Genomic DNA, 26,191 nt, shown 5'->3' on the forward strand with positions numbered 1-26,191 from the left:
TTCGACAAAAAAGGATTCCAGATAGGAATCCTTTTTTATTGCCTTTCATTAACAGGCATTTTTTTGATATAAGCCTGCGCGAACAGTTCCGGCTTTGGTCTGTTTAATCTGTTGCCATGAAGATGGAAGTTTCAGCTGAGTCAAATCTCGATCGGCTTCTACATAGATAAAAGCCTTATCTTTAATCAAAGGATCGGCAAGTTGAGCCAGTTCTTGCCATAAATCCAGACTATAAGGCGGATCTAAAAATACCAGATCAAACTGTTCTTTGAGAGTCGGCACGACTTGTTGAGCTGTGGCGACTTTCAACTTTGCATGTTGACTGGTCACTTTAAGCAACTGCAAATTATCTGTTAAAAATGCGGCCTGGGTGCGATTCGGTTCAATCATCACCACTTGTGACGCACCACGCGACAATGCTTCAAAACTTAAGGCACCCGAACCAGCACAGAGATCGAGGACATTAGAATTTTGAATGTCCCACATCAGCCAGTTGAACAAAGTTTCACGGACACGATCCGGTGTAGGACGTAAACCATCAATACTGGCAAAAGCAAGTTGGCGGCGTTTCCATTCACCACCAATAATACGAAGTTGGTTTTTCATGGATCACTCACTTTCTACGGGTTGAGGGTTGGTTGATAAAGGTATACTTGGCATGGCTTGGCTTGCAGGCTGAGCTGATTGAGCATTAGTTTCTGCAGCAGTCACTGGCAAGGTGCCACTTGGTAATTCACCTGGTTTAATTCCAGCTGTCATCAAGCCGCCACTCATTTGATGGTTGGCTGGGCGGATTGGATTCTTTTTACGCGTCAATAACCAGTAATCAAAGATGGGGCGAGCCAACTGTGCGGCTGAACCACCATGACGACCATTTTCCCATACCACTGCAATCGCAATATCAGGGTTTTCAGCAGGGGCAAAACCGACAAATAAACCATGGTCAAGTTGACGCTCGGTTAATAAAGCTTCGTTATATCTTTTACCTTGAGCGATACTTTTAACTTGGGCCGTGCCTGTTTTACCTGCAATTTGATACATTGGGGTGCGAATACCACGGCCAGTACCAGTTTGAATTACATCCACCATGGCATCACGCATTTTAACCCAGTCTTCAGGTTTACCATTAAACTGAATTTTGCCGTCTGGTGCATTATGCACTTGATATAATTTGGCACCATGACTTTCACGCAGGACGTGTGGGGTAATATGCGAACCTTGATTTGCAGTAATAGCAGTGGCCATAGCCAGTTGTAATGGCGTTGCAGTAAAAGCGCCTTGACCGATACTCACGGAAATGGTTTCACCCTTCATCCATTTGCTTTTACGGGTGCGCATTTTCCATTCCGGGCTTGGATACAACCCGGTACTTTCACTCGGTAAATCCACGCCGGTTTTTTCACTAAAACCAAACTGGCGCATCCAGGCATTCATTTTTTCTATGCCCATGCGATAAGACAGGACATAAAAGTAAGTATCACAAGACACCACTTGGGCTTTATGCATATTTACAGCACCGTGTCCGGTTTTTTTATGGTCACGGAAACGGTGGCTGTCACCCGGTAAGGTGAAATAACCGGGGTCAGAGATGGCAGTTGCCCAGTCGACGTAACCATAATGAATGCCTCCCAAACCAAACATCGGTTTAATGGTTGAACCCGGAGGATAAGCCCCTTGCACAGCGCGGTTATAAAGCGGCTGGTCAAGGTTGTCTCGCAGCGCACTATAGTCGGTATTGCTAATTCCGGTAACGAATAGATTCGGGTTGAAACTTGGGCTTGAAACCAGGGCTAAAATTTCACCTGTTTTCGGATTTAATGCCACAATTGCACCACGACGTCCTGCCAGCTGTTCTGTGGCGATGACTTGTAAACCATAATCAATCGACAGATACAGATCATTGCCGCGAACAGGATCCTTACGACCTAAATTGCGCAGTACATTACCGTGTGCATCCGCTTCAACCGATTCATTGCCGGGCACACCATGTAAAAGATCTTCATAGGATTTTTCGACCCCAATTTTCCCAATCAGGTTAGTCCCGGCATATAAATCTTTATCAATCGATTTTAATTCTTTGTCATTAATGCGTCCGACATAACCGATGACATGCGCAAATAATTCACCATGCGGATAATAGCGGGTCATTTGGGTTTCTATATTGACCCCGGGGAACTGAAACTTTACTTCGCTAAATTTGGCGATATCAGTTTCAGTTAAATTTAATTTAACTGAAACCCGTTCGGTTTTTTTGGAAGTTTTAATTCGACTGCTAAAACGGTCTATATCTTCTTGTGTTAATGCCAAAATTGGCGTTAAGCGCTTAACTGTATCATCAATATCTTTAACATCAGCACGTGAAATGGTGGCTGAAAATACAGGGTAATTGTCAGCCAGTAAAATACCATTACGGTCATAAATATAACCGCGTGCAGGTGCTAAAGGCTGCAGTCGAATTCGGTTCTGGTCTGAAGCCGTTGAAAACTCATCGTAGTGTGCAATCTGTAAATATGCATAACGAGCAACGAGTAACAGAAGAAAGAAGACCACAATTCCGACCGAGATAAACACCCGATTGCGATAAATGCGCTTTTCTTGTTGGACATTTTTTAAAGGAAAGTGCTGCTTCATACGCGATCGACTTACATACCGGAGAGTGGAAAAAACGGGTGGCACATTCTAACGCATGTCAGGATTTTTTGATATTTGTTCAGGTAAGCAGTTAGGTTGGTTTAGCTTAAACTTTGACTTTACAGACATTAAAATTGTAAAGTGCAGTATATAAGAGTTCTGATAATTCTGCTAAAGTCAAAATTGAAAAAAAGGACTGTATTAAAAATAAAATTAAGGACAAGCATGAAAATAATCACAAAAGTGTATTCTTTGCTGGCATTTTTTGCGCTAGCGAATGTGGCTTATGCACAAGACAATCCGTATTTACCAAAAGCAAAATTAACATCAGATAATGCAAAAGCCTGGAATGTTGGGGCTGGATTCACACAAGAAATGATTCATGCGAATGCAGAGTGGGTGAATCCCTATGGAATTGCCTATGCAAAAGCAGGGGTATTCATAGATGATGATTATACTCCGGGTGCTCAGGTTGGATTTCGCTATCCATACCATCTCACAGGTAAAGATAAAAACGGTTATTATCTAGGGGTTTATGCTGGACATATTGAAAGTAAAGGGGTAGACAATGATCTCAAAGCACGATTGGGTGCTGGTGTGGATTTAGCCTATGTTTTGCTGAGCAATGAACGGATTAGTAGTTTTAGTATCGGTATTGGTGCGGGCGAAGAGTTAAAGAATAGTGCTGGCAATGTCGTTGCTGAAACAGAGCCAACAATACAATTCTCCTATACTCTAAGTATCGGTTTATAGTCAAAATGTTCAGTTTTATACGATTTAGTATTTGGTAATTAAAAATTAAAATGGATATTATGCATGCTTGAGTACGTCAACGAATTGTGGCAAACCTTCTTGAAACGCCCAGATTTTTGGGCAGTACTTAGCATTATTCCTGTAACTGCTTTTGTCACTTGGGCGCATGTGTGGATGGCGCTTAAAATGGTCTTTTATCCTATTACATTTTGGGGATTCCATTTAGGTCCGTTACCTGTCGGCTGGCAGGGTATTGTGCCGCGTAAAGCCGGCCGTATTTCAGGGATTATTACCGATAATACTCTGTCAAAACTGGGGTCATTGCGTGAATTTTTGGATGCGATGGATCCGGAAGATATGGCGCGTATCATTGGTGAGCAGGTGGGTTTTGAACTGGAACACTTGATTGACGAAATGATGATGGAACGGAATGCGGTGCTCTGGGAAAACTTACCTTACTCAATTAAGCGCCGTATTTATGCTCAGGCACATAAACAGTTGCCAGGTATATTAAGAGAACTTGTGACTGAGCTGACCATGAACGTCGAGTCACTTGTAGATATGCGTGAAATGGTGGTTCGCCAAATGGAAGGGGATCGCCGTCTAATGGTCAATATGTTCCTCAAAGTTGGCCAGAAAGAGATCAACTTTATTTGGCATATTAGTGCATTAATCGGGATGTTCTTTGGTGTATTCCAAATGATCGTCTGGTTTGTCGTTCCATGGCACTGGACTGTACCATTTTGGGCTGCGATTTGGGGTTTTCTGACCAACTGGATTGCAATCTGGATGGTGTTTAATCCGCTTGAACCGCATTATGTCCGTTATCCGCAATTCTTTGAATTAACCAAGAACCGTAAATTTCCTTGGGTGAAACCTGTGGTTCCACGTATTGGCACCTACAATATTCAGGGCGCGTTTATGAAACGCCAAGAAGAAGTGTCAGATGTTTTTGCACGAGTAGTCACAGAAGACCTAATTACGTTAAAATCGATCATGACTGAGATGATGTATGGCGGGAAGAAAAATAAGACTCGCCGTATCGTTAAACGTCATATTAACGAAATTATGGAAACACCCTTGGTTAGAACCTCTTTACAGCTCTCATTAGGGCCAAAAGAATACGCAAAACTCAAGACGGACTTGATCGATCGCTCAATTGAAATTACGATGGTGCCTGTATGCGACCCTGCCTTTAATGCGAGCCGTGCACAGAAAATCTATCAAATGTTTAGAGACCGTATTCTAGAGCTGACTCCCAGAGAGTTTCAGAATTTATTACGGCCCGCTTTTCAGGAAGATGAATGGATTTTGATCCTCCTGGGTGGCGTAACCGGATTTATAGCGGGTACAATCCATTTGTTTGTGGCTTTCTTATAATTAGATGCTGGACTGCATGTTGGATCAATAGATTCGACATAAACAAAGTGTCATATACATTGTTAAATGAGGATGTTTTTTTATGCGCATTATATTACTCGGACCACCTGGAGCAGGTAAAGGTACACAGGCTCAGTTGATCTGTAAGCGCTACAATGTCCCACAAATTTCAACCGGTGATATGCTCCGTGCTGCAATTCGTGAAGGTACAGAATTAGGTCTTAAAGCTAAAAGCGTGATGGAAAGCGGTGGTCTCGTATCTGACGAACTCATCATCGGGCTTGTTAAAGAACGTATTGCTCAACCTGATTGTGTAAACGGTTGCATTTTTGATGGTTTCCCGCGCACGATTCCTCAAGCAGAAGCTTTGGAAAGTGAAGGTATTAATATCGATCATGTGATCGAAATTGATGTACCTGATGAAGAAATTGTACAACGTCTTTCGGGTCGTCGTCAGCACGCAGCTTCTGGCCGTATTTATCATGTTATTTACAATCCACCTAAAGTGGAAGGTAAAGATGATGAAACGGGTGAAGACTTGGTTCAGCGTCCAGATGACTTGGAAGCAACGATTCGCAAACGTTTGGGTTCATATCATACTGAAACTGAACAATTGGTCGGTTTCTATCAAGGTCGTGCAGCTTCTGGCGAAAATGCACCGACTTATGACAAATTGAATGGTCTTCGTCCGATTGAAGAAGTTCAAACTGATTTGTTCGCGATTTTAGATCAATCAAAATAATTTGCTTGCCCTAGCGTAGTGAATGTTTTGACATTAAAAGAGTCCTAAGTCATATTAGGGCTCTTTTTATTTGTGCACTATTTTGAAGGTGATGCCTTGCTAAAAATTGGCTTAGTGGTATTGATGATTTTTTTTGGTATTGTGGTATTGGCTTTAATGGTACAAAGTTTTAAATTCTTGCGCCGAGTGGAAAAGCAGGAAGCGGCAGAAAAGAAAAATAGTCAGCCCGAGCGTCAGCTACATCCAAAAGTGCAGCAAAAAAATAAAGATAAAAACTGAAGTTAGATTTTATCTTCAATCATTTTTACGGGAATGCTTTTCGCTGCACCAAATTCAAACCGATCCGGCCACTGGCAGACATCAGACACCACGCATTCATAACATTTCGGCTTACGGGCAATACAACAATAACGACCATGTAAAATCAGCCAATGGTGCGAGTCAATGATAAATTCTTTAGGAATGACTTTAACCAGTCGATGTTCAACTTCTAACACATTTTTGCCAGTCGCCAGCCCAGTTCGGTTGCCTACACGAAAAATATGGGTATCGACTGCCATAGTCGGCTGACCAAAGGCAGTATTCAGCACCACATTTGCAGTTTTACGTCCAACGCCAGGCAAGGCCTCCAGATCAGTACGGTTGTCTGGAACGATACTATTATGCTGGTCTATTAGTATTTTACAGGCTTTGATAACATTTTCGGCTTTAGCATTATATAAGCCAATTGTTTTAATATATTCCTTCAAGCCATCAACGCCAAGTGCATAAATTGCTTCCGGTGTATTGGCAACAGGAAATAACTTATCGGTGGCTTTATTTACGCTGACATCGGTTGCCTGCGCAGAAAGTGTTACAGCCACTAAAAGCTCAAAAGGGCTGGTGTAATTCAGTTCGGTTTTCGGATGAGGCCTTTGCTCGCGTAATCGCTCAAAAAATACCTGAATTTGTTTTTTAGTCATATTCTTTACAGGCATTTTTTATGCTCCTTGTAAAGCATTGAGTTGATGGTTAAGTTCATCTAATTGTAGACGTTTTTGTGTATCCTCACGAACACTAAGTTGCTTTTCTAATTTTTTGATTTGTGTACGAATTTTTGCCAGTTCGATGGTTGATTTGGCATCAAAATGGATGGCTGGTTTAACTTCATTTTGAGTAATAACAATGTCTGGGACACTGTCATTTTGTGCTGAAAATCGAGCAAATAAGATTGTATCAATATTGGCACGCACCACAGGACCTTTACGGTTTAAACGTCGTTTTTCTTCACGTTGAATATGCGCGTAATAGCGGTTGCGCAAGTCATCTTGTTCCGTAATCCGCATACTCTCATCAGGCACCGCATGATGATCTTCAATCAAATCAATGCAGTCGACCGGGCAAGGGGGAATACACAGTTCGCAGCCAGTACACAGGTCAGTCAAAATGCTGTGCATGAGTTTGCCCGAGCCAATTATGGCATCTACAGGGCAGGCACTAATACATTTGGTACAACCGATACATTCGTCTTCGCGAATAATGGCTTTCATGCGTTGTGGACGACCATCACTTTGAATTGGCCAAACACTTGCTTCGGCTTGCAGTTGAGCACGACCGAGTAAATGGGCTAGAGCATCGGCAATGGGTTGACCCCCTGGAACACATTTATTGGCTTCTTCACCTTCGCTTATGGCTTTTGCATAAGGTAAACATCCATCCCGATGACCACATAAGCCACATTGGGTTTGAGGAAGAAGGGCATCAATATCTTGGATGAGAGCAAGTTGCGAATTCATGTGTAGACCACGACTGCTGAAGAAATAGCAGCATACTGAAAGAAGATTAAAACGAAGTAGAGGATTTTAGCATGTTTTCACCTTTTAATCTTATGCGCGAAAATGAAGCTATAAGCGCCTTATTATCGGGCGAAAAGATAGCAAAAACAGTCACACAGCCTCGCTTTAGTACTAAGATAAGAAAATGGTTATAATTAAAATAAATATATGTTATTAAATATTATTTAATTTTTTTAAAAAAAAGTATTGTGCTATTGTTACAAAAGCTATTTAATATTTTGCGCCAAAAATTATCATTTTTTGAAAATTTGACCAATTTTGATCCATCTTTCTGCTGAGGATTAAGTGTTGAAATATAACAGCCTTAACGACTTCCTAGATTACGTTAAATCACGTGATGCACATCAACCAGAATTTCTACAAGCGGTAGAAGAAGTAATGACTAGCCTTTGGCCGTTCATTGAAAAGAACCCAGAGTATGCTGATCATGGTCTACTTGAACGCTTAGTTGAGCCAGAACGTGCGATTCAATTCCGTGTTTCTTGGGTTGATGACAAAGGTCAAACACATGTCAACCGTGCATTCCGTGTACAGTACAATTCAGCAATCGGTCCATTCAAAGGTGGTATGCGTTTCCACCCATCTGTGAACCTCTCAATTCTTAAATTCCTAGGTTTTGAACAGACCTTTAAAAATGCCTTAACTACCCTCCCGATGGGTGGTGGTAAAGGTGGTTCAGACTTCAATCCTAAAGGTAAGTCTGAAGGCGAAATCATGCGTTTTTGCCAAGCATTAATGATTGAATTGTACCGTCACTTAGGTTCAAATACTGACATCCCTGCGGGGGATATTGGTGTGGGTGGCCGTGAAGTTGGCTACATGGCCGGCATGATGAAAAAATTGAGTAATGACACTGCTTGTGTATTTACAGGTAAAGGTCTGACTTTCGGTGGTTCATTGGCTCGTCCAGAAGCAACAGGTTACGGTACAGTTTATTTCGCTGAGGAAATGCTGAAAACTCGTGGCGACTGCTTTAAAGACAAAGTTGTAACCATTTCAGGTTCTGGTAACGTTGCACAATATGCTGCTGAAAAAGCAATGTATTTGGGTGCGAAAGTGGTTTCGCTTTCTGACTCTGCGGGTACTGTTTACATTAAAGATGGCTTCACTGACGAACTTCTTGCTGAAGTGATGGAACTTAAAAACGTAAAACGTGGTCGTATCTCAGAATTCGCGTCTAAACACGGTTTTGAATACCTTGAAGGCAAGCGTCCTTGGTCAATCAAATGTGATATCGCACTTCCATGTGCAACTCAAAACGAGTTGGATGCGGATGATGCAGTTCAGTTGATTGCAAATGGCGTGATCTGTGTTGCTGAAGGTGCAAACATGCCATCTACATTAGATGCTGTTGAGAAATTCGTTGAAGCGAAAATTCTTTATGCACCAGGTAAAGCGTCAAATGCTGGTGGGGTTGCAACTTCTGGTCTTGAAATGTCTCAAAACGCGATTCGTTTGGGCTGGACTTTCGAAGAAGTTGACGAACGTCTACATGCAATCATGAAAGAAATTCACCGCAACTGTGTTAAATACGGTGTTAAAGAAGATGGTTCTGTAAACTATGTTGATGGTGCGAACATTGCTGGCTTCGTAAAAGTTGCCGATGCGATGTTGGCTCAAGGCGTATTCTAAGAATATATTTTCAGATATAAAAAAACCGGTGCTAAGCATCGGTTTTTTTATATCTGAATTAAGCAGAATTATTTTACACTGGCACGTTCTACAGTCATATCATACACATATGCATATTTTGATTGATCGGCTGCCGGATTCTTAATTTCATAACGCTTCACCCGAATTACTTGGCGTTCAGCAGGATTATGCTCAAAACCTTCAATGTGATCGTAAAATAAACTCCAGTCTTTATCGACTTGGGTTTTAATGCCGCTGTCATTGTATTTAAGTTCACGTACCTGTAAACATTTTTGTGGTGCTACACCAGTACAGGGTTTGGTTTCAGGTGAAATTTCCAAGAAAATCATTTCAGCCTGAGTGTTATATTTTGTTTCGGGTGTCATTTTTCCGGTGAAAATGTATTTTTGACCTTTGGCCGAAATGACCGTCAAAGTTGGATTTTGCGGATCTTTGAGATCTAAAATAAAAGGTGCTTTGCGGTTACTAAACAAATCTGAGGCTATGGCCTCTTGTTGCATGGAAGCTTCTGGACAAGCCATTTGGGTGGCCATTAAATCACCCGTTACAATTTGATTGTTTTCCACTTTCCAGCTGGTTCCCATACCATTGCAGCTGGTGGCAATACTCAAGCGACCTTTATCATCAAAATGAAGCACTAAAGGTTTAGGTGCAGTCCCGGTATTAGTACTCCATTGATAAGAAGCAAGCGTCTTATCGGCATTTTGTTGTTGTAATATAGACACGGCAACATCTCCAGCTTTTTGAATATCACCAGATTGGCAAGCCGCAAGCGTGAGTGGGAAAAGAGCAATCGCTAAAAATTTAAATTTCATGTTAAAAGTACTGAGTTTTGAAGAATTTTTAATAGAATAACGTATGACTATTTAAAAAATATGGATACATTCTGATGAGTTAAGTATCAAAATGTATCCATAACTAATTTTTTGTTGATTGTTAATAAAAAATTATAAGTTAGTAGGCATCAGTCAAAACGATAAATATCCATACCGAGTGAACCCATACTGAAGCTACTATGTACAATATTAAATCGCTGACCGGTTCCCATTGCGAAAAATAGCGGCGCAAAATGTTCTAGACTTGGGTGATTACGTTGCACATGCGGAATATTTTTCCAATCCAGTACAGCCGCATAATCTTGATGGGTCAGTTTGTTGACCACATAATTACGGAAAGTCGATGCCCATTCGGGTACGTCAGCAGGTTCACCGCGCCAAGCAAGCTCAGCCAGGTTATGGGTAATACTGCCTGAACCAATGATCAATATCTGTTTTTCCCGTAATGGCGCCAGTGTTTCGCCAATTTTATAAATCTCGTCCGCAGACATGTTCATGGGCAAGGAAATTTCTACCACAGGAATATCAGCTTCTGGATACATATGCAGCAAGGGCATCCACACGCCATGATCACGAGGACGGGTACTATTGGCATGTGCGGCTAAGCCAGCATCGGCGAAAAGATGTAAGATCTCCTCAGCAAGTTCTGGCTGACCAGGCGCAGGGTAGCGCATTTCATACAGTTCAGCTGGAAAACCGCGGAAGTCATGCCAGGTTTCTGGACGTACGCTGCTACTCACTTCTAGGGCATTACTTTCCCAATGTGCCGACATCACTATAATTGCTTCAGGTTTGGGAAGATTTAAACTCAGGCGATGTAAAGCTGGTCCGACTTGTTCTGGGTTAAGCGCAAGCATGGGTGATCCATGTGAAATAAATAAACCGGGTAAAGTTTGTAAATTCATGACAATGCGCCTAATTTAAATAATATCGATTGGGGGTGTAATGGTTATAATGCCAAAAAGAGCAGATAGAATAAATAGAGTATATTTCAACATGTTGTTGCAGATATGCAACGATGAAGAAATCAGACGAAATATGAAAAACTCTTTATGTGAATTCGATAAAAACAAAAATGAATATTTCAAATGGTTGCTTTAACCTGCACGATGGTAAGGATGGTTATGGTTAATACTCATGGCACGGTATAGCTGCTCGATCAGCATCACTCGAACCATCGGGTGGGGCAAGGTCAGCTTGGACAGCGACCAGTGCCATGCAGCGGCTTTACGCACCGCTTCAGAGTGACCATCTGGCCCGCCAATGGCCAAAACCACGTCATTGCCTTCAAGCATCCAGCCTTTCATGGTTTCCGCCAGTTTCTCCGTACTGAATTCTTTACCACCGACTTCAAGCGCAATCAGGGTTTCATTATGCTTCAGTGCATTCAAAATACTGTCTCCTTCAATCTGGCGATATTTTAAAATATCCGCTTCCGAATCATTTTTACCACGTTTTGCCATGGGTAATTCAATAATTTGAGTCTGTACAAAAGGCTGAATACGTTTGAAGTAATCTTCAAAACCAGTGAGGACCCAAGCTGGCATTTTTTGACCGATGGTAATAATACGGATTTTCATAAGATTCGATAATTTGAAAGTCATCGTTATTATAAACGCTAAAACTGGTTTTACTTATTTTGCGCAACAAATTGCAATTGAAAAGTCGAGCAAGATGCTGCATTAATCTTCAGTAATGGATTAAATATGAAGAATAAAAGGAGACTAATAATAAATGCGATTCAAAAATAATCGAAATTTAGACTTGTTGTGGGGCATCTTCCTTTGCACTATTTTTTTTAGTCCTTCAATTTGGGCATTACCGAACGTAACTCCAGCGAGTACTGATAATTTAAAAGTCTATCTGGAGCAAATTACAGGTCAGCAGGGGTATCGTAATTATAAAAACACACAAGAATTGCAACGCGTTTCTGCCTGGATTAAAGAACAGATGCGTTTGTTTGGTATACCGTGCCAGTATCAAAATTATTCGGTGAATGGTTTGGGCTATCGAAATGTAGTATGTACCTTAACAGCCGGTCATGCTGATAAAGTGATTGTCGGTGCGCATTATGATGTGTTTGGGGAGCAACAGGGCGCTGATGACAATGCTTCTGGTGTGGCCGGGGTGATTGAGACGGCACGCATCCTTGCGCAGCAGAAGTCACAGTTGGCACATAATATAGAATTTGTATTTTATACCTTGCAAGAACCGCCATTTTTCAAAACCGAGCAGATGGGAAGTTATGTGCACGCCAAATCGGTACAAGCGCAAAAGGAGCAGATTCGTGGGGTCTATATTTTAGAAATGATTGGCTACTATGATGAAAATCTTGTACAGCAATATCCAGCCGGTTTAAAGTGGGTCTATCCAAGTCATGGTAATTTTATTGCAGCGGTGAGTAATTTACAGTCTTATGAGCTAGGGGCGAAGTATTGTCAAGCCATGCAAATTATTAACCGTTTAGAGTGTCAAAGATTGGCCACACCCTCTTTTGTATCAGCAATGGAATTTTCTGATCATGTGAATTATTGGAAATTCGGGATTCCTGCGCTGATGATTACCGATACCGCTTCTTTCCGAAATAAGCATTACCATACCAAGGGAGATACCTTAAAAACACTGAATGTTGGAAAAATGGCCAGTGTGGTAGACGGACTGGTTTATAGCTTAATGGTTCAATCGGATTGATAAAGAACGCATAAAAAACGCAGTCCCTGAATGAATACTGGAACTGCGATCAAAAGGTCATCCACCTGGAGATGTAGATGACCATTCACATAACTTGTTAATCAGAAACTTACAGCGCATTTGGGTCTCTATAATAATAAATGAGGATTAGATGTACATTTTTCAAGATTATGCTTTACTAATATAGTAAAACTTTTCATCATAAAAAAAGAGAGCCGAAGCTCTCTTTTTTGTATCCAAATGCGATTAATGACGTGCGGCTTTGCTTTCTTCAACCGGTTTTACAATCGGATTTTTAGGCAAAGGTTTCGGTGTTTCGATTAAAGCCAATGGCAAGATCTCATCGATACTTTTCACTGCTTTAATTTCAAGACCTGCTTTTACATTGTCGGGAATTTCCACCAAGTCACGAACATTTTCCTGAGGGATAAAGACCAGTTTAATGCCACCGCGATGTGCTGCTAAAAGTTTCTCTTTTAAGCCACCAATACGCATTGCACGACCACTCAGGTTGGTTTCACCCGTCATCGCGATATCCGCGCGAACTGGAATGCCAGTGAAGGCAGAAATCAAGGCAGTAGTTAATGCCAAACCTGCAGATGGACCATCTTTCGGAGTTGCACCTTCAGGTAAATGCACATGAATATCGGTTTCTTCAAATCTTGAAGCCTCAATACCGAGGGCATCTGCACGGGTACGAACCACAGTCATTGCAGCGGTAATGGATTCTTTCATGACATCACCGAGGGAACCGGTGGTAATGAATTTACCCTTACCTTTTACCGCAGCAACTTCAATCGAAAGCAATTCACCACCGACTGACGTCCAAGCCAAACCATTTACACGACCCACTTGTGCTTCTTCTTCTGCCATACCGAAATCGAACTTATGTACGCCCAGGTAATCAGACAGATTTTCAGCAGTCACATCGATATGCAAGTTTTTGGCTTTTTTGCTCACCGCTTCTTTCACGACTTTACGTGCAATTTTTGACACTTCACGTTCAAGGCTACGTACACCCGCTTCGCGAGTATAACGACGCACGATGTCACGAATTGCTTCTTCATGAATAGTCAGTTCTTTACCACGTAAACCGTTGTCCTTAATGGCTTTAGGAACAAGGTAACGCTCAGCAATATTGACTTTTTCCTCTTCGGTATAACCCGGTAGACGAATCACTTCCATACGGTCAAGCAAAGCTTCAGGAATATTCATGCTGTTTGCAGTACAGATAAACATCACTTCTGACAGGTCAAGATCAAGATCTAAATAGTGATCGTTAAACTTGCTGTTTTGTGATGGATCAAGTACTTCAAGCAGGGCAGAAGCAGGGTCACCACGGTAGTCTTGTGCCATCTTGTCAATTTCGTCGAGCAAGAACAGCGGGTTCTTCACGCCTACTTTTGTTAAAGACTGCACCACTTTACCCGGCATCGCACCAATATAGGTACGACGGTGACCACGGATTTCCGCTTCGTCACGCACGCCACCTAAAGCCATACGTACAAACTCACGACCTGTGGCTTTAGCAATGGATTCACCCAGTGAAGTCTTACCTACCCCTGGAGGACCAACCAGGCAAAGAATTGGACCTTTGAGTTTTTTCACGCGTGATTGAACAGCCAGATATTCAACAATACGTTGTTTAACTTCATCCAGACCATAGTGGTCAGCGTCCAATATCTCTTGTGCTTTGTTCAGGTTAATGCTGACTTTGCTAGCTTTATTCCAAGGCGTATCTAAAATTGCCTCAATATAATTGCGCACCACAGCAGCTTCACTTGAAGCAGGTTGCATTGCTTTAAGCTTACGGAATTCAGATTCCGCTTTTTTGCGTACGTGTTCAGGTAAATCAGCTTCTTCAAGACGACGTTCAATTTCAGCAACGTCATCTTCAGCACCGCCGTTCATGTCAGAAAGTTCGCGCTGAATCACCTTCATTTTTTCATTCAGGAAATATTCGCGCTGGTTTTTCTCCATTTGGCGTTTTACCGAGTCATGCAAGGTTTGTTCAATCTGTTGTTCTTCAGATTGTTGTAACAAATAAGTCATGAGTTCAGTCAAATGTGCTTCAAAGTCATCATGTTCCAGAAACTTTTGTTTTACATCGATGTTCAATGGCACACGAGTAGCCACAAAGAACAATAGTTGCAATAAGTCGTCGATTTTATTTGCAGCAGTAATCAATTCACGTGCATTACGTAATTTTGCTTCTGCATATTGGGCAAATAAAGCGCGCAGTTCTTGCACACGTGTTTCTTGAGAGTCAGCTTCGACATTAACTGTCATTGGGCTAATAGCATGTTCGGCCGATAAATATTCATCATTGTCGATGATTTTTACCAGTTTGGAACGCTGTAAACCCTCAATGAGTACTTTTATACAGTTTTCATCATTTTCATGATTCACAACTTGCACAATCTTCGCGACAGTACCGTATTGATATAAGTTGTCGTGATCAATTTCTTCTGTAAGAGAATCTTGTTGTGCAACTACAAATACAAGATTGTCACTGTTACGAGCCACGTCAACTGCTTTGATCGATTTTTCACGACCTACAAATAACGCAATTTGCATGTGTGGATAAACCACTACATCTCGTAGCGCTAAAAGTGGTAATACGCTTGGAACCTGTGTAACTAAGGTTTCTTGATTCATAATAATTTCAGACATGGGCACTCCTAATGAGTAACAATGGTGTTGCCATATTTTTATAGTGAAGTGTATTTCAAAAATTACAAGGGTCGAACCAATGAAAATATATAAAAAATAGGTTAATGTATGATTTAGACGTGTTCATGGTGGTCAAAAAATACCGGATTAGCGTTTGAAATATAAATAACGTGAAGGAGTGAGTAAGGCATCCAGAGGTTGATCCCAAGTTTCACGATGCAAACGTTGCTCAATCAACTGAAAGTCATGTGCAATTCCTAAACGAAAAGGGCGCTGGCCCGCACTGGCTAAGGTTTTGTCATAGTAGCCGCCACCCATACCAATGCGTGTGCCATAAATATCGCAGGCCAATAAAGGCATGATTAACAGGTGGAGTTTAGATACATGCAAGCCGCGACTGGCCATGGGTTCTTTCATGCCGAAGGGATGATGGGAGAACCGATTGTTTCGATATTGTTGTTGCGTGATTTTAACCCAGTGCAATTGCTGGTTCATATTGCAAATCATCGGCAAATAAACTTGTTTATGCTGTTTAAAACAGTACTCGATAATCTGGTTGGTATTAAGCTCTCCAAAAGCATGCAGGTAAACACCAATTTTTTTTGCATGCTGAAAAGATTTTAGCCGGATAAGTTGCTGAAGTACTTTTTGTTGAGCTTGCTTTTGTTGAAAACTGGAAACGACTCTACGTTGATGTCGAAGTTGCTTGCGTAAAATTTTTAAATCCACTGACATCTTTTATTCGTTCCCAAAAAATACAAGAATCTTCATCGTAAAAGGAGTTTAACTGTTTTTCAGCTCTTTCAAAATCGGACAACCGCTGTCATTTGTAGTTTTACATTCATCTATCCAGCTGCTTAAACGGGTTTTGAGTGCTTGTAATTCCCGGATTCTTTGATCGATTTTTTTTAATCGTTGCTCAATGACATGTCTCACTTGCTCTCGATCATCGAGCTGAAGTTGCAGTAATTCCTGTATTTCACTAAGTTGCAAACCTGCATCTTTGCCTTTTTGAATAAAGCTTAAGGTTTCCATATCTTTATCATTGTAATAACGATAGTTCTGCGTGGTTTCAGGCACGCGCATTAAACCGATGCGTTGATAATAACGAATGGTTTCGACATTTACATGACACTGTTTGGCCAGTTTTCCGATGGTGAGCATAAAATATCCTCAAATAACTTGACTCTGTACTTGGGTACAGACTTTATGCTAGCACAATGAAAGAATAAAACAGGTGAGTCGGATGAATGAGCAACAAAAATCTTCCTGCTGTAAAAAACAGGCTTCAGGTCTTGAATTGGTAAAAGTTGATCCAGTTTGTGGCATGAACATTTCGGAAAGTTCAGAACATTATTTTGAATATCTGGGGAAAAAATATTTATTTTGTTGTGATGGCTGCAAACAAAAGTTTATTAAAAAACCTGAAGCTTACCTTCAAGAAACCAAGCCTAAATCAGGCTGTGGCTGTGCAAATAAAGCTAAAGTTGTAGCGGCCTCATCTTCATGTTGTGGCGGTCAAAAAGCTGAAGCGCAGCAATATATTGATCCGGTCTGCGGCATGACCGTGACAGATTTGTCCAAGCCGAACACGGAATATTTGGGACAACTTTATTATTTTTGCTGTCAGGGTTGTTTAAATAAGTTTGAGACCAATCCAAAACAGTATTTAGAAAAAAATAAATCTGAGACTTCGGGTTGTGGTTGTACATCTAAATCAAAAGCAGATGAAAAAAAGTCTTGCTGTGGTTCTCAAAATCAACAACCAGTAGAGCAATCATCAGGCTGTTGTGCGGGAAATAAATCGCAAACCGCAGAGCAGGTGAGTGAAACAACTGTTGATCCCGGCTGTGGCATGCAGGTTAAAACCAATTCTAAATGGCACAGCCAGTTTGAATCAAAAGATTATTACTTCTGTTCAGAACGCTGTTTAACTACATTTAACCAGCAGCCTGAGCAATATCTGCAAACAGCATCTTCTTGCTGCGTTTCAACAGAAAAAGCGGCAGTTGCAGAAAAGAAATCTGGCTGCTGTGGCGGAGCGCATGATTCACCATTACATGGTTCAGAGATCGATCCCGTGTGTGGCATGTCGGTAGATACTTCAACTGATTTAAAAACAGAGTATCAAGCTAAAACTTATTATTTCTGTAATCCGTCTTGCCTGGACAAGTTTAAAGGCGACCCGGAGTTTTATCTGATACCGGCGGATCAGCGACCTGTACCGGAAGGCGCTGCGGACATGGATTATACCTGTCCCATGGACCCTGAAATTGTGCAAAAAGGACCAGGAACCTGTCCAATTTGTGGGATGGCTTTAGAGCCGATGCAACCGACCTTAAATGATGCGCCGAATCCTGAGCTGGTCGATTTCAGTCATCGTTTCTGGATGACTTTACCGCTGACTTTAATTGTGTTTGTATTGGCGATGGGTTCGCATATTCATGCTTTTATTCCGCAGCATATTCAGCCTTGGATTGAACTGGTGCTTTCTATTCCAGTGGTGCTCTGGGCGGGTAAACCATTCATTGAACGCTGCTGGATCTCTTATAAAACCCGCAACCTCAACATGTGGAGCTTGATTGGTGTTGGGGTGCTTGCAGCTTTTATTTATAGTGTGGTTGCAACCATTTTCCCATCTTTAATTCCCATGCAGGCCAAAACCGGTCATGGGGTCGCTGTCTATTATGAAGCGGCTTGTATGATTGTTTCATTAAGTCTGCTTGGGCAAATTATGGAGTTGAAAGCCCGTGCCAAAACAGCAGACGCACTTAAATCCTTGCTGAAACTGCAGCCGCATACCGCAAAACTGGTGCAGCATGATCAGGTGGTGGAAGTGGATGTTGGCATGGTAAAACAGGGTGATATCTTGCAGATTTCTTCCGGTGATCAGATCCCACTCGATGGCATTGTGGTGGAAGGTAAAACCTATGTTGACGAAGCGATGATGACGGGTGAACCTGTTCCGGTCAAAAAAGAAATTGATGACCGGGTGATTGGCGGTACGGTGAATCAGCAGGGTAGTATCCGCATTCAAACCACGGCAGTGGGCGCAAATACCACCTTAGCAAAAATGATTCAAACCGTAGTCGAAGCACAGCGTTCAAAAGCACCGTTGCAACGTCTTGCCGATGTATTTGCCAAATATTTTGTGGTGATTGTTTTAGCAATTAGTGTGTTGACCTTTATTGCCTGGATGGTGTTTGGCAAAGCTCAATTTGATTTGGCACTCATGTGTGCAGTGGCTGTACTGATTATTGCTTGTCCATGTGCCTTAGGTCTGGCAACCCCGATGTCGGTGATGGCGACCACAGGCCGGGCAGCGCAAAAAGGTGTACTGTTTAAAGATGCAGAAGCGATTGAAGCTTTAAGCAAAGTCACGACTTTAATTATCGATAAAACCGGAACCTTGACTGAAGGTAAACCGAGCTTGAAAGAGATTAAACTGCTTTCAGATACAGTTCAGCAAGCGCAAGTAGAACAATGGATTGCATCAATTGAACAATATTCAACTCATCCAATTGCACAAACTTTGACAAAGCTCATTCCGAATAATCAATTGATTAAAGTTAATGACTTTGAAGATATTACAGGCTTTGGTGTCAAAGGTCACATTGAAAATCAAATATTGTATGTGGGCAGCCAAAAACTGATTGATCAACTGAGCTTAACGTTAAATGAAAATATTCAAGCGCAACTTGATCAGCAACGTTCAAAGGGTAATGTGATTAGCTTCTTGGCCAATGAACAGCAAGTTTTGGCATATATCTCGATTCATGATGCGATTAAACACAATGCACATCAGGTAATAGATCAGCTGATTGCTGATGGCATAGAGGTGGTGATGGCTACAGGTGACCATGAACAAAATGCAAAACTGGTTGCGGCTGAGCTAGGAATTCAGCAGGTCTATGGTAACTGCACCCCGACTGAAAAATTAGACATTGTGAAAAAATTTCAGGCGCAAGGACAAGTTGTGGCAATGGCAGGCGATGGTATTAACGATGCACCTGCACTTGCACAAGCCAATGTCGGGATTGCGATGGGCAATGGTACCGATATTGCCAAACAAACGGCTCAAGTTACCCTGGTCAAAGGGGATATCCGCGGTGTGGCTGATGCCATTCATATGGCGAAACTGGGCGTAAAAAATATGAAGCAGAACTTGGCATTTTCTTTTGTCTATAATGGCTTAGGCGTGCCAGTTGCGGCAGGTATTTTCTATCCATTAACCGGTCTATTATTAACACCGATGCTTGCCGCGGTAGCGATGTCCTTAAGTTCTTTATCTGTGGTGATTAATGCACTACGTTTGCAAAAATCTGAATAAGACTAAAAGCCTAGGCATTCATAGAGCATAGTCAAGATGAAAATTTTGGGTATTTTTTTGCCTAAAAAATAGTCATGAAAATAGATTGAAGAAAGTATTGAATCTAAGTATCTAAAAAGGGATCTGAAATAGATCCCTTTTTAATTTCGACCTGATCATAAAGTTATGCTAACGATTTTTAATGAAATATTTTTAACTAAGAGAGATATCTGCTGAAGTCTATTGGTCTGTATTGTCTGACAGGTCTGTGCTATGACTTTGTGCATTCAATATACGAGAGGGCGTAATGACAGCTCATTCATGCTCTTGTTTAAATGGACAATCACTCTACTTCGAAACTTTTCTAGAACCTTCTATAAATCATTTTCATTGTATAGGCATAAGACCATAACTGTTTTAAACCCGATTCGTTAGCACACTTTTTCATCTTGTTTTAGGGTGAGCAATACAACCGTACTCGTGCAGCTGCCATGAACAGTTAAAATATAAGACCTTTGCAGCATGTTAGAAACTTAGACATGCTTCTGGCAGAGTTTCTTCTAATCTCTACAATATTGCGAGCCTGAGCAGAACTGCTGCATAAATGAATGTATGATCATAATTGCTACGCTCTATAATGCTTTTTATCTGGAGATTTTTTTGATTGCTTACAAAAATAGTTTCCATTCATATAGAGATATACCTTTCATGTTGAAACAATAAAATCTGCATGTGCGATAAGAAAGGAGGAGAAAGGTTAATCAACTGGCTTAGAGCTTCTTATTCTAACCTTACTAAAAATATTAAATGAGTTTCTAACTCTAAAGAAATCATTACATATCTAATTATAAAATTTACAATTTTTACTTAGCGCCTTTTTATAATGTCTTGGAAAAATAAGAGAGATACAAATATGCCTAAACTTCATAAATTAAAAGAGGTCAGTGCTAAAAGTAGTTGCGGCACAGAGATTGTTGTAGAGCGAATTTATGAAAGAGCTCAACAGGAAGCCAGTAATGATGAAGCATGGATACCTTTGTTTAAAATTGCGCTTACAGACAAAGTAATTGATTTAAGTTATGACGAGACATTTACTCATCCTCGAACAGGAAAAGTATTTAAAGTCTTAACAGAGGAATATGCCTAAGTTATTAGGAGAAACTAGTATTTCTTTCAAGCCGCGTTGTCTTGGAAAAGTGGATCAGTACACAAAATAAAAAATTAAAAGCCCATGTGAAAATGGGCTTTTTTTGTAATAAAAATAAACAAATACTTAACAAATATTTTCTAAATATAAAGAGAGATACATGCACTATATATAGCTTAATTAACCACTTACTTGATTAAAAAAAATGAAAAATAGTGCTAATTTTCATATATTGCAGCAAGTTTATAACTTTATTGCAGAAAGACCTGGCTTTAAATCGAAAAGTGAGCTGGATTTATTGCTGGAGTTTTTTTCGGCAATACATGAAGATTTTCCTACTGCAATCAGATTTGATTCGCCTGGCAAGATTGTAGGTAAATTTGGAAGTCGAGAAATCATTAATATTAAATTGGCACCTCCATTAAGGGATAAAAATGAATTTTTGAAATGGGTATATCAACAATTGCATCGCTAATTTTATTTTCTGAACATTAACTTATTAATACAGGTGAAGACTATGATTAAGTTTCTAAGTAAATTATTTTGTATTCCTGTGCACGATTATGAGTCTAATATATTTACTGAAGTCGAATATCAGAAATATGACCAGACTAAATCTGAATAAATTTTCTTCAGTTCTGTACATACATGCTGCTAGATGCCCCATCGCTTGAGAAAGTAGATGGGGCTTTTTATATGGGGGATTTTATATAAAGCTAACAATGAACTTCTTATTTCATCTTATCTTAAATACCGCTATTGATCAGGGCTATATTTCATTATGACGACCTGATCGCAAGGTGAGCTTATGGGGCAAACCTATTTATTTTGAAATTATAGTTCTAAATTGAGTTTTATTGAAAAAAGGGCAATAAAGTTAATTATTGCTATTATCAAGGTTTTAAAAATTGCTTATAAAATAAATGAATGTTTACAGAAATATTCAATCAAATATTTCTCTAATTAATCTTGCTCACTTATACTCGAATAAACACACATTTCCTGTGATAATTAAGCTAGAGTTGGACTTGAAATGTAGCAAAGCCACGGAAGATAGGGTTTATAAATGAAAAAAAAATATGATGACCAGGGTACCCAGCATATTTTTAACCTCATTGGACAACATACAGATCTTACCTGTATTTTGAATGCAGTTACCCAGTGGCTTGAATTATGTATTTCAAATGCACTAGTCACTATTATGCTCTATTCAGAACAAGAGCAGACTTTAAAACTGGTCAGTGGGAAACAGCATTTTTCAGATCAGTATTGCACAGCAATCGATGGCTTAAAAATAGGTCCACATCAGGGAGCCTTTGGAGCGGCTGCATTTCTGCGCAAGGTGGTGATTAGTCCAAACTTGATGAAAGATGATCATTGGGAGGCGTATCGTGCCGTGATTAAAGCGGAAAAACTCTCTAGCTGTTGGGCTTCACCTATCATAAGCGCGACAGGCACCCTCTATGGAACTTTTGCAACTTATTACAAAACCTCAAAAATACCAACTGAACGTCATATTAAGCTTTTAGAACAAGCTTCAACCTTAGTTGCATTAGCGATTGAACTCAACGATGAACGCCAACGACGACTGGTCATGAATGAAAAATATAGTTCATTTTATACTTATCATCCCGATGTAATTTTTGAACTTGATATACACGGGCATATTCTAAACACAAATATTGCATGTCGTGAAATTACGGGTTTTTCTGAAAAGCAAATTCGGGGCCAACATTACTGTGCATTTATTCCTGCTGAATATCATCAATTGGCTAACGCTGCATTTGAAGAAGCGAGTCAAGGTAAGGCTCAATATTATGAAATCCCTATTTATAATGCCTCAGGAGAAATCTTGTGGCTTGAGCTAACTAATTTGCCTGTTAAACAAAATCAAAAAGTTACAGGGGTATTTGGGATAGCACGCGACATTAGCCTAAGTCGAAAAAATCAGGAAAATTTACGCCTATTGAAACTTGGGGTAGAAGCGAGTCCTAACGCTATATTTATTACTGATGCATCTGAAGAAATGTTAATGGTTTATGGTAATCCTGCATTCCTTAATTTAACAGGTTATACAGAGCAAGAAATAATCGGACAGAGCTGCAATTTTTTACAGGGTTTCGATACCGATCTAGAGCAGGTTTTATTACTCAAGCAAGCAGTGATAGAACAAAAAGAAGTTCAGCTTACGTTAAAAAATTATTGTAAGGATGGAAGCTGGTTCTGGAGCCGTTTAACGTTGGGACCTGTGTTGGATAAAGAGGGGAATTGTAGTCATTTTCTGGGAATTCAGGAAGATACGACTCAACAACGTATTCATGAGGAATATATTAAGCATCAACACAGCCATGATTATTTAACTGGATTACCTAATCAGAAAGCTTTTGAAATTTTTTTAGAGCAATCTTTTGAATCACAACGCGATAGTTTAAAGCCTTTAATCCTGTTTTACATAGATCTAGATGACTTTAAGTCTATGAATGATAGCTTGGGGCATCAGGTAGGTAATCAAATTCTCAAGAGTGTGGGTGAGCGGCTGCAAAATTTTCTAAAAGAAGATGATTTTCTCAGTCGTTTTGCTGAAGATGAATTTGCATTACTGATATCGGGTCCCCAGAATCAGAAGAGCGTCATTGCATTAGCCGAAAAGATTCTCGATCTTCTTTCACAACTTTTTCAGGTAGATAATCACCCGATCCATTTGAGTGCCAGTATTGGCATAGCCGTAGATAACGGTTCTATACAACAGTCTACTGAGCTCTTATATCAGTCTGTTTTGGCAATGAAGGAAGCAAAAAAACAAGGTCGTAATACTTGGCAATGGTATAAAGAAAGTAATAATAAAATTGTACCAGAAATAGATTATGCACATTTGCGTCTGGAACTTAGGGAAGCTATCCAGCAGAAACAGTTTAATCTGTTTTATCAACCTCTGGTTCACCCCTCGACTGGAAGGGTTAAGGGGGTGGAGGCGCTTGTACGTTGGTGTCATCCAGAGCGAGGTTATATTTTCCCGGATGTGTTTATCCCTTTAGCAGAAAGAACTGGACAGATTGTCGCGATTGGTCAATGGGTATTAGAAAAAGCCTGTTTAGATATTGCTGAATGGAACCGGCAACACAATACTCAGCTTACCGTTTCAGTCAATATTTCTCCCTTACAGTTCGGTAGAACCGGTTTTCTAGAGGGACTTAACTATGTGCTGGAAATAAGTCATTTGTCTCCTGAATTGCTTAAAATTGAAATTACAGAAGGTGTAATTATCACAGGGGCAGAAAGAACAGTAGAAATTTTAAAATCGGTACGTGCTTTAGGGGTACAAGTAGCAATTGATGACTTTGGTACCGGTTATTCAAGCCTCAGTTATTTACGCCGTTTACCCATCAATCAAATCAAGTTGGACCGTAGCTTTATTGAAGAATTAACCATAAATAATCAGGATGCTGCGATTGTTCAATCCATTATTCACCTGGCACATCAGCTTAATTTAGAAGTGGTGGCCGAAGGTGTAGAAACACTGAAACAGGCCAGTTTGTTATATCAGCAAGGTTGCGATTTGCTTCAGGGTTATTTTTATGCGAAACCCGCCCCGCTTACTGATTTAAAACTTATGCATACGGAATTGGGGAATTAGGGAAGCAGTACAGGTTTTATTTTATGTTGTAGGTATTTACTTCAGATAAAAATCTAAGAGCCGCTGTTAATTTTAAGTGAAATATCTGATATATGAAGAATATCAATACTCGAACTGAATACGGGTTTGGCCTGTAGATTAACTATATTTTTTGATTAAATCTTCAATAAATTAAAATAGGAATATTAATTTTCTTCTCAGACCTCTTTTAGTCTAACTCGCAGAGCTGGGAAAATAGTTTTATATATAGAGTATACAAATACTTAAAAAAGAACAAAGAAAGAGGTAGAAATTTTTATTAGATTTGTTTTCAAATAAGTAACTAAAAACACTCCGAAGATGCCGCTGCATGTCATTACCCTTGAACCCTAAAGTTCAATTTATTTTGTAATTTTTTACAATATTAAACAACAATAACGTCTTAATTATTTGTTTTAAGATTTTGAAATTTATATATTTTATATAATAATCTATATTAAACAATAATAGCCTAAAAAAATAGTGGCTACATGATGGTTACACGCTTTTTAAAAGTTTATGGCTACATGGTGGCTACACGAATTTCTAATATAAGAATAGAAAAGCAGCTTTTAATGCGGCTTTTTTATTCTTATTTTGAAGTATTGTTGATCTTAGAAATTTAGAGTATATGTGGCAGATAACCTATTTTCTAAATAATCTTTGGATGTACTATTTTTATAATCTGCGATAAGCCAACTGAGACCAAATCCTTTCAGTTTCTGTTGAGAAAACTCATAGTTCAAAATGAAGTCTAATTCTTTTTCAACACCATCATTTCCTGTTGAGGTTTTAATATTGTCACCGTAGTAATAACGTAGTGTTGATTTCAGACCATTGAATGGTGTTTCTTTAAAATCGTAATCATAGCGAATTTGCCAAGAATGTTCATCTTGTTGCATATAGGTGCCCACAGACCAATTGGCTAAATACAGTTGTGGAACCCAATTGGCTAAAAGTGGAAATTTCGTATCGCCACTCATATGTTTATAGCCTGCACTAAAGGTATGGTTACCGTAAGTCAGCATGTGAATCGTGGCTAAAGCTAAACTATCGATATTTCCCTCTAATGAGTCGCCTGAATCATAGGTATCAAACATATAGAAGTTAGATTTAAGGCGTAAATTTTCATTAAAAGCATGGCGATACTCATAACTTAGAAAATGTTGATTATAAATATTCTCTAAATCGGCAAAAAAGTATCTGAATTGTTGATCTTTATAATCATAGTCAGCTCCGATAAAATTCAGTGCATCAGTTTTGGCCTTAGTTGTACCATTGCTGAGTTGAAATTTCGAGTAATCTTCAGCATTACGACCACTGACTTTTGTTAGGCGACCAGTAGTAATTTTTGTATTTTTAATATCGGTAGACTCGATCATTCCGCCTAGGAAAGTCGTCGGTAGCTGCATCGCTACATCAGTATGAACAATTGGTAATTTGGGAGTGAATTCACCAATTTTTAGTTCAGTATTTGAATACTTAAGTTTAATTGCACCCCCCAATTTTAATTGGTCTTGTGCCTGTTTATGAGCATGCTCATCATAAGGCATGACGTTATCTACAATATCTTTTGCTGGACTTAAACGATAAGCATAACGAGCAGATAAATCTAAGCCCATTTGAATAGGTGTATCGGTATATCCAGAATTAACAAATAAGCTGACAGCTTGAGACCAGTTACTTAAGTCCGCGGTTTGATCACTATAATCTCGATCGAAGTAAAAGTTTTTTAAATAAATTTGTCCCTTGGTATCTTCAATAAAAGCCGCTTGGGTTGCAGAATTTAGGCAAGCAAAGGCCATTATCCCTAATACGAGATTTTGAATTTTCATCATTCTATCCTTATGATTTTCCCCTTAATACCTTTTAAGGGGAGTGGTCTTTTA

The 26,191-nt window shown here is 39.9% G+C and carries 21 protein-coding genes; 10 read left to right on the top strand and 11 right to left on the bottom strand.

The features are described from left to right. Nucleotides 1-48: 48 nt before the first annotated feature. Both rsmD and mrdA read right to left on the bottom strand, forming a co-directional pair. Nucleotides 49-606, bottom strand: a complete 558-nt coding sequence (gene rsmD / locus AC3CAU_RS07460) for a 16S rRNA (guanine(966)-N(2))-methyltransferase RsmD (protein WP_447054174.1) — start codon at nt 604-606, stop codon at nt 49-51. A 3-nt stretch (nt 607-609) separates the two neighbouring features. Beyond that, a complete protein-coding gene (gene mrdA, locus AC3CAU_RS07465) occupies nt 610-2,631 on the bottom strand; it encodes a penicillin-binding protein 2 (protein WP_447054175.1) in 2,022 nt (673 codons plus the stop codon). Nucleotides 2,632-2,865: 234 nt separating this feature from the next. Here mrdA and AC3CAU_RS07470 point away from each other — a divergent pair, with 234 nt between their 5' ends. From AC3CAU_RS07470 to AC3CAU_RS07485, 4 genes are all read left to right on the top strand, one after another. Further along, nucleotides 2,866-3,384 (top strand): hypothetical protein, encoded by a 519-nt coding sequence (locus tag AC3CAU_RS07470; RefSeq protein WP_447054366.1) that lies wholly within the window; start codon nt 2,866-2,868, stop codon nt 3,382-3,384. Between the two features lie 63 nt (nt 3,385-3,447). Then, nucleotides 3,448-4,764, top strand: a complete 1,317-nt coding sequence (locus tag AC3CAU_RS07475; protein ID WP_447054176.1) for a DUF445 domain-containing protein — start codon at nt 3,448-3,450, stop codon at nt 4,762-4,764. Nucleotides 4,765-4,846: 82 nt separating this feature from the next. Further along, a complete protein-coding gene (gene adk, locus AC3CAU_RS07480; RefSeq protein ID WP_447054177.1) occupies nt 4,847-5,506 on the top strand; it encodes an adenylate kinase in 660 nt (219 codons plus the stop codon). A 96-nt stretch (nt 5,507-5,602) separates the two neighbouring features. Then, nucleotides 5,603-5,785 carry a hypothetical protein gene (locus AC3CAU_RS07485; protein ID WP_447054367.1) on the top strand — a complete coding sequence of 61 codons (183 nt, stop codon included), beginning with the start codon at nt 5,603-5,605 and terminating at the stop codon, nt 5,783-5,785. A gap of 2 nt (nt 5,786-5,787) precedes the next feature. Here the strand turns inward: AC3CAU_RS07485 and nth are convergent, their stop codons facing one another. Both nth and AC3CAU_RS07495 read right to left on the bottom strand, forming a co-directional pair. Further along, complete coding sequence (gene nth / locus AC3CAU_RS07490; protein WP_447054178.1) at nt 5,788-6,483, bottom strand: endonuclease III; 696 nt, start codon at nt 6,481-6,483, stop codon at nt 5,788-5,790. Nucleotides 6,484-6,486: 3 nt separating this feature from the next. Next, the gene (locus AC3CAU_RS07495; protein ID WP_447054179.1) at nt 6,487-7,281 is read right to left on the bottom strand and encodes an RnfABCDGE type electron transport complex subunit B; all 795 of its coding nucleotides are present in this window, start codon (nt 7,279-7,281) and stop codon (nt 6,487-6,489) included. 345 nt (nt 7,282-7,626) lie between these two features. Here AC3CAU_RS07495 and gdhA point away from each other — a divergent pair, with 345 nt between their 5' ends. Further along, nucleotides 7,627-8,973 (top strand): NADP-specific glutamate dehydrogenase, encoded by a 1,347-nt coding sequence (gdhA, locus tag AC3CAU_RS07500; RefSeq protein ID WP_250697805.1) that lies wholly within the window; start codon nt 7,627-7,629, stop codon nt 8,971-8,973. A gap of 68 nt (nt 8,974-9,041) precedes the next feature. Here the strand turns inward: gdhA and AC3CAU_RS07505 are convergent, their stop codons facing one another. The 3 genes from AC3CAU_RS07505 to rlmH all read right to left on the bottom strand — a co-directional run bounded on the left by AC3CAU_RS07505 (nt 9,042) and on the right by rlmH (nt 11,410). After that, nucleotides 9,042-9,809, bottom strand: coding sequence for a DUF4377 domain-containing protein (locus tag AC3CAU_RS07505; protein ID WP_447054180.1), 768 nt, complete (start codon nt 9,807-9,809; stop codon nt 9,042-9,044). Between the two features lie 149 nt (nt 9,810-9,958). Then, nucleotides 9,959-10,735 (bottom strand): DODA-type extradiol aromatic ring-opening family dioxygenase, encoded by a 777-nt coding sequence (locus AC3CAU_RS07510; protein ID WP_447054181.1) that lies wholly within the window; start codon nt 10,733-10,735, stop codon nt 9,959-9,961. A 192-nt stretch (nt 10,736-10,927) separates the two neighbouring features. Further along, nucleotides 10,928-11,410, bottom strand: a complete 483-nt coding sequence (rlmH, locus tag AC3CAU_RS07515) for a 23S rRNA (pseudouridine(1915)-N(3))-methyltransferase RlmH (protein WP_131213799.1) — start codon at nt 11,408-11,410, stop codon at nt 10,928-10,930. A gap of 154 nt (nt 11,411-11,564) precedes the next feature. Between rlmH and AC3CAU_RS07520 the strand changes: the two genes are divergently transcribed. Continuing rightward, the gene (locus AC3CAU_RS07520) at nt 11,565-12,521 is read left to right on the top strand and encodes a M28 family peptidase (protein WP_131213796.1); all 957 of its coding nucleotides are present in this window, start codon (nt 11,565-11,567) and stop codon (nt 12,519-12,521) included. A 246-nt stretch (nt 12,522-12,767) separates the two neighbouring features. On the opposite strand, the gene lon is transcribed toward AC3CAU_RS07520, so the two are convergent. The 3 genes from lon to AC3CAU_RS07535 form a co-directional block, all read right to left on the bottom strand. Beyond that, a complete protein-coding gene (gene lon / locus AC3CAU_RS07525) occupies nt 12,768-15,194 on the bottom strand; it encodes an endopeptidase La (protein ID WP_131213793.1) in 2,427 nt (808 codons plus the stop codon). A gap of 147 nt (nt 15,195-15,341) precedes the next feature. Further along, nucleotides 15,342-15,929, bottom strand: a complete 588-nt coding sequence (locus AC3CAU_RS07530; RefSeq protein ID WP_447054182.1) for a 5-formyltetrahydrofolate cyclo-ligase — start codon at nt 15,927-15,929, stop codon at nt 15,342-15,344. Nucleotides 15,930-15,977: 48 nt separating this feature from the next. Further along, the gene (locus AC3CAU_RS07535) at nt 15,978-16,358 is read right to left on the bottom strand and encodes a MerR family transcriptional regulator (protein ID WP_131213787.1); all 381 of its coding nucleotides are present in this window, start codon (nt 16,356-16,358) and stop codon (nt 15,978-15,980) included. Between the two features lie 82 nt (nt 16,359-16,440). Here AC3CAU_RS07535 and AC3CAU_RS07540 point away from each other — a divergent pair, with 82 nt between their 5' ends. From AC3CAU_RS07540 to AC3CAU_RS07555, 4 genes are all read left to right on the top strand, one after another. Then, a complete protein-coding gene (locus AC3CAU_RS07540) occupies nt 16,441-19,524 on the top strand; it encodes a heavy metal translocating P-type ATPase (protein WP_447054183.1) in 3,084 nt (1,027 codons plus the stop codon). Nucleotides 19,525-20,416: 892 nt separating this feature from the next. Then, nucleotides 20,417-20,650, top strand: coding sequence for a hypothetical protein (locus AC3CAU_RS07545; protein ID WP_131213781.1), 234 nt, complete (start codon nt 20,417-20,419; stop codon nt 20,648-20,650). Between the two features lie 205 nt (nt 20,651-20,855). Further along, nucleotides 20,856-21,125, top strand: a complete 270-nt coding sequence (locus tag AC3CAU_RS07550; RefSeq protein ID WP_131213778.1) for a hypothetical protein — start codon at nt 20,856-20,858, stop codon at nt 21,123-21,125. A 591-nt stretch (nt 21,126-21,716) separates the two neighbouring features. Beyond that, nucleotides 21,717-24,284 (top strand): bifunctional diguanylate cyclase/phosphodiesterase, encoded by a 2,568-nt coding sequence (locus AC3CAU_RS07555; protein ID WP_131213776.1) that lies wholly within the window; start codon nt 21,717-21,719, stop codon nt 24,282-24,284. 632 nt (nt 24,285-24,916) lie between these two features. Here the strand turns inward: AC3CAU_RS07555 and AC3CAU_RS07560 are convergent. Beyond that, a complete protein-coding gene (locus tag AC3CAU_RS07560; RefSeq protein WP_447054184.1) occupies nt 24,917-26,137 on the bottom strand; it encodes an OprD family outer membrane porin in 1,221 nt (406 codons plus the stop codon). Nucleotides 26,138-26,191 lie beyond the last annotated feature (54 nt).

The organism is Acinetobacter sp. GG23, assembly GCF_057766365.1.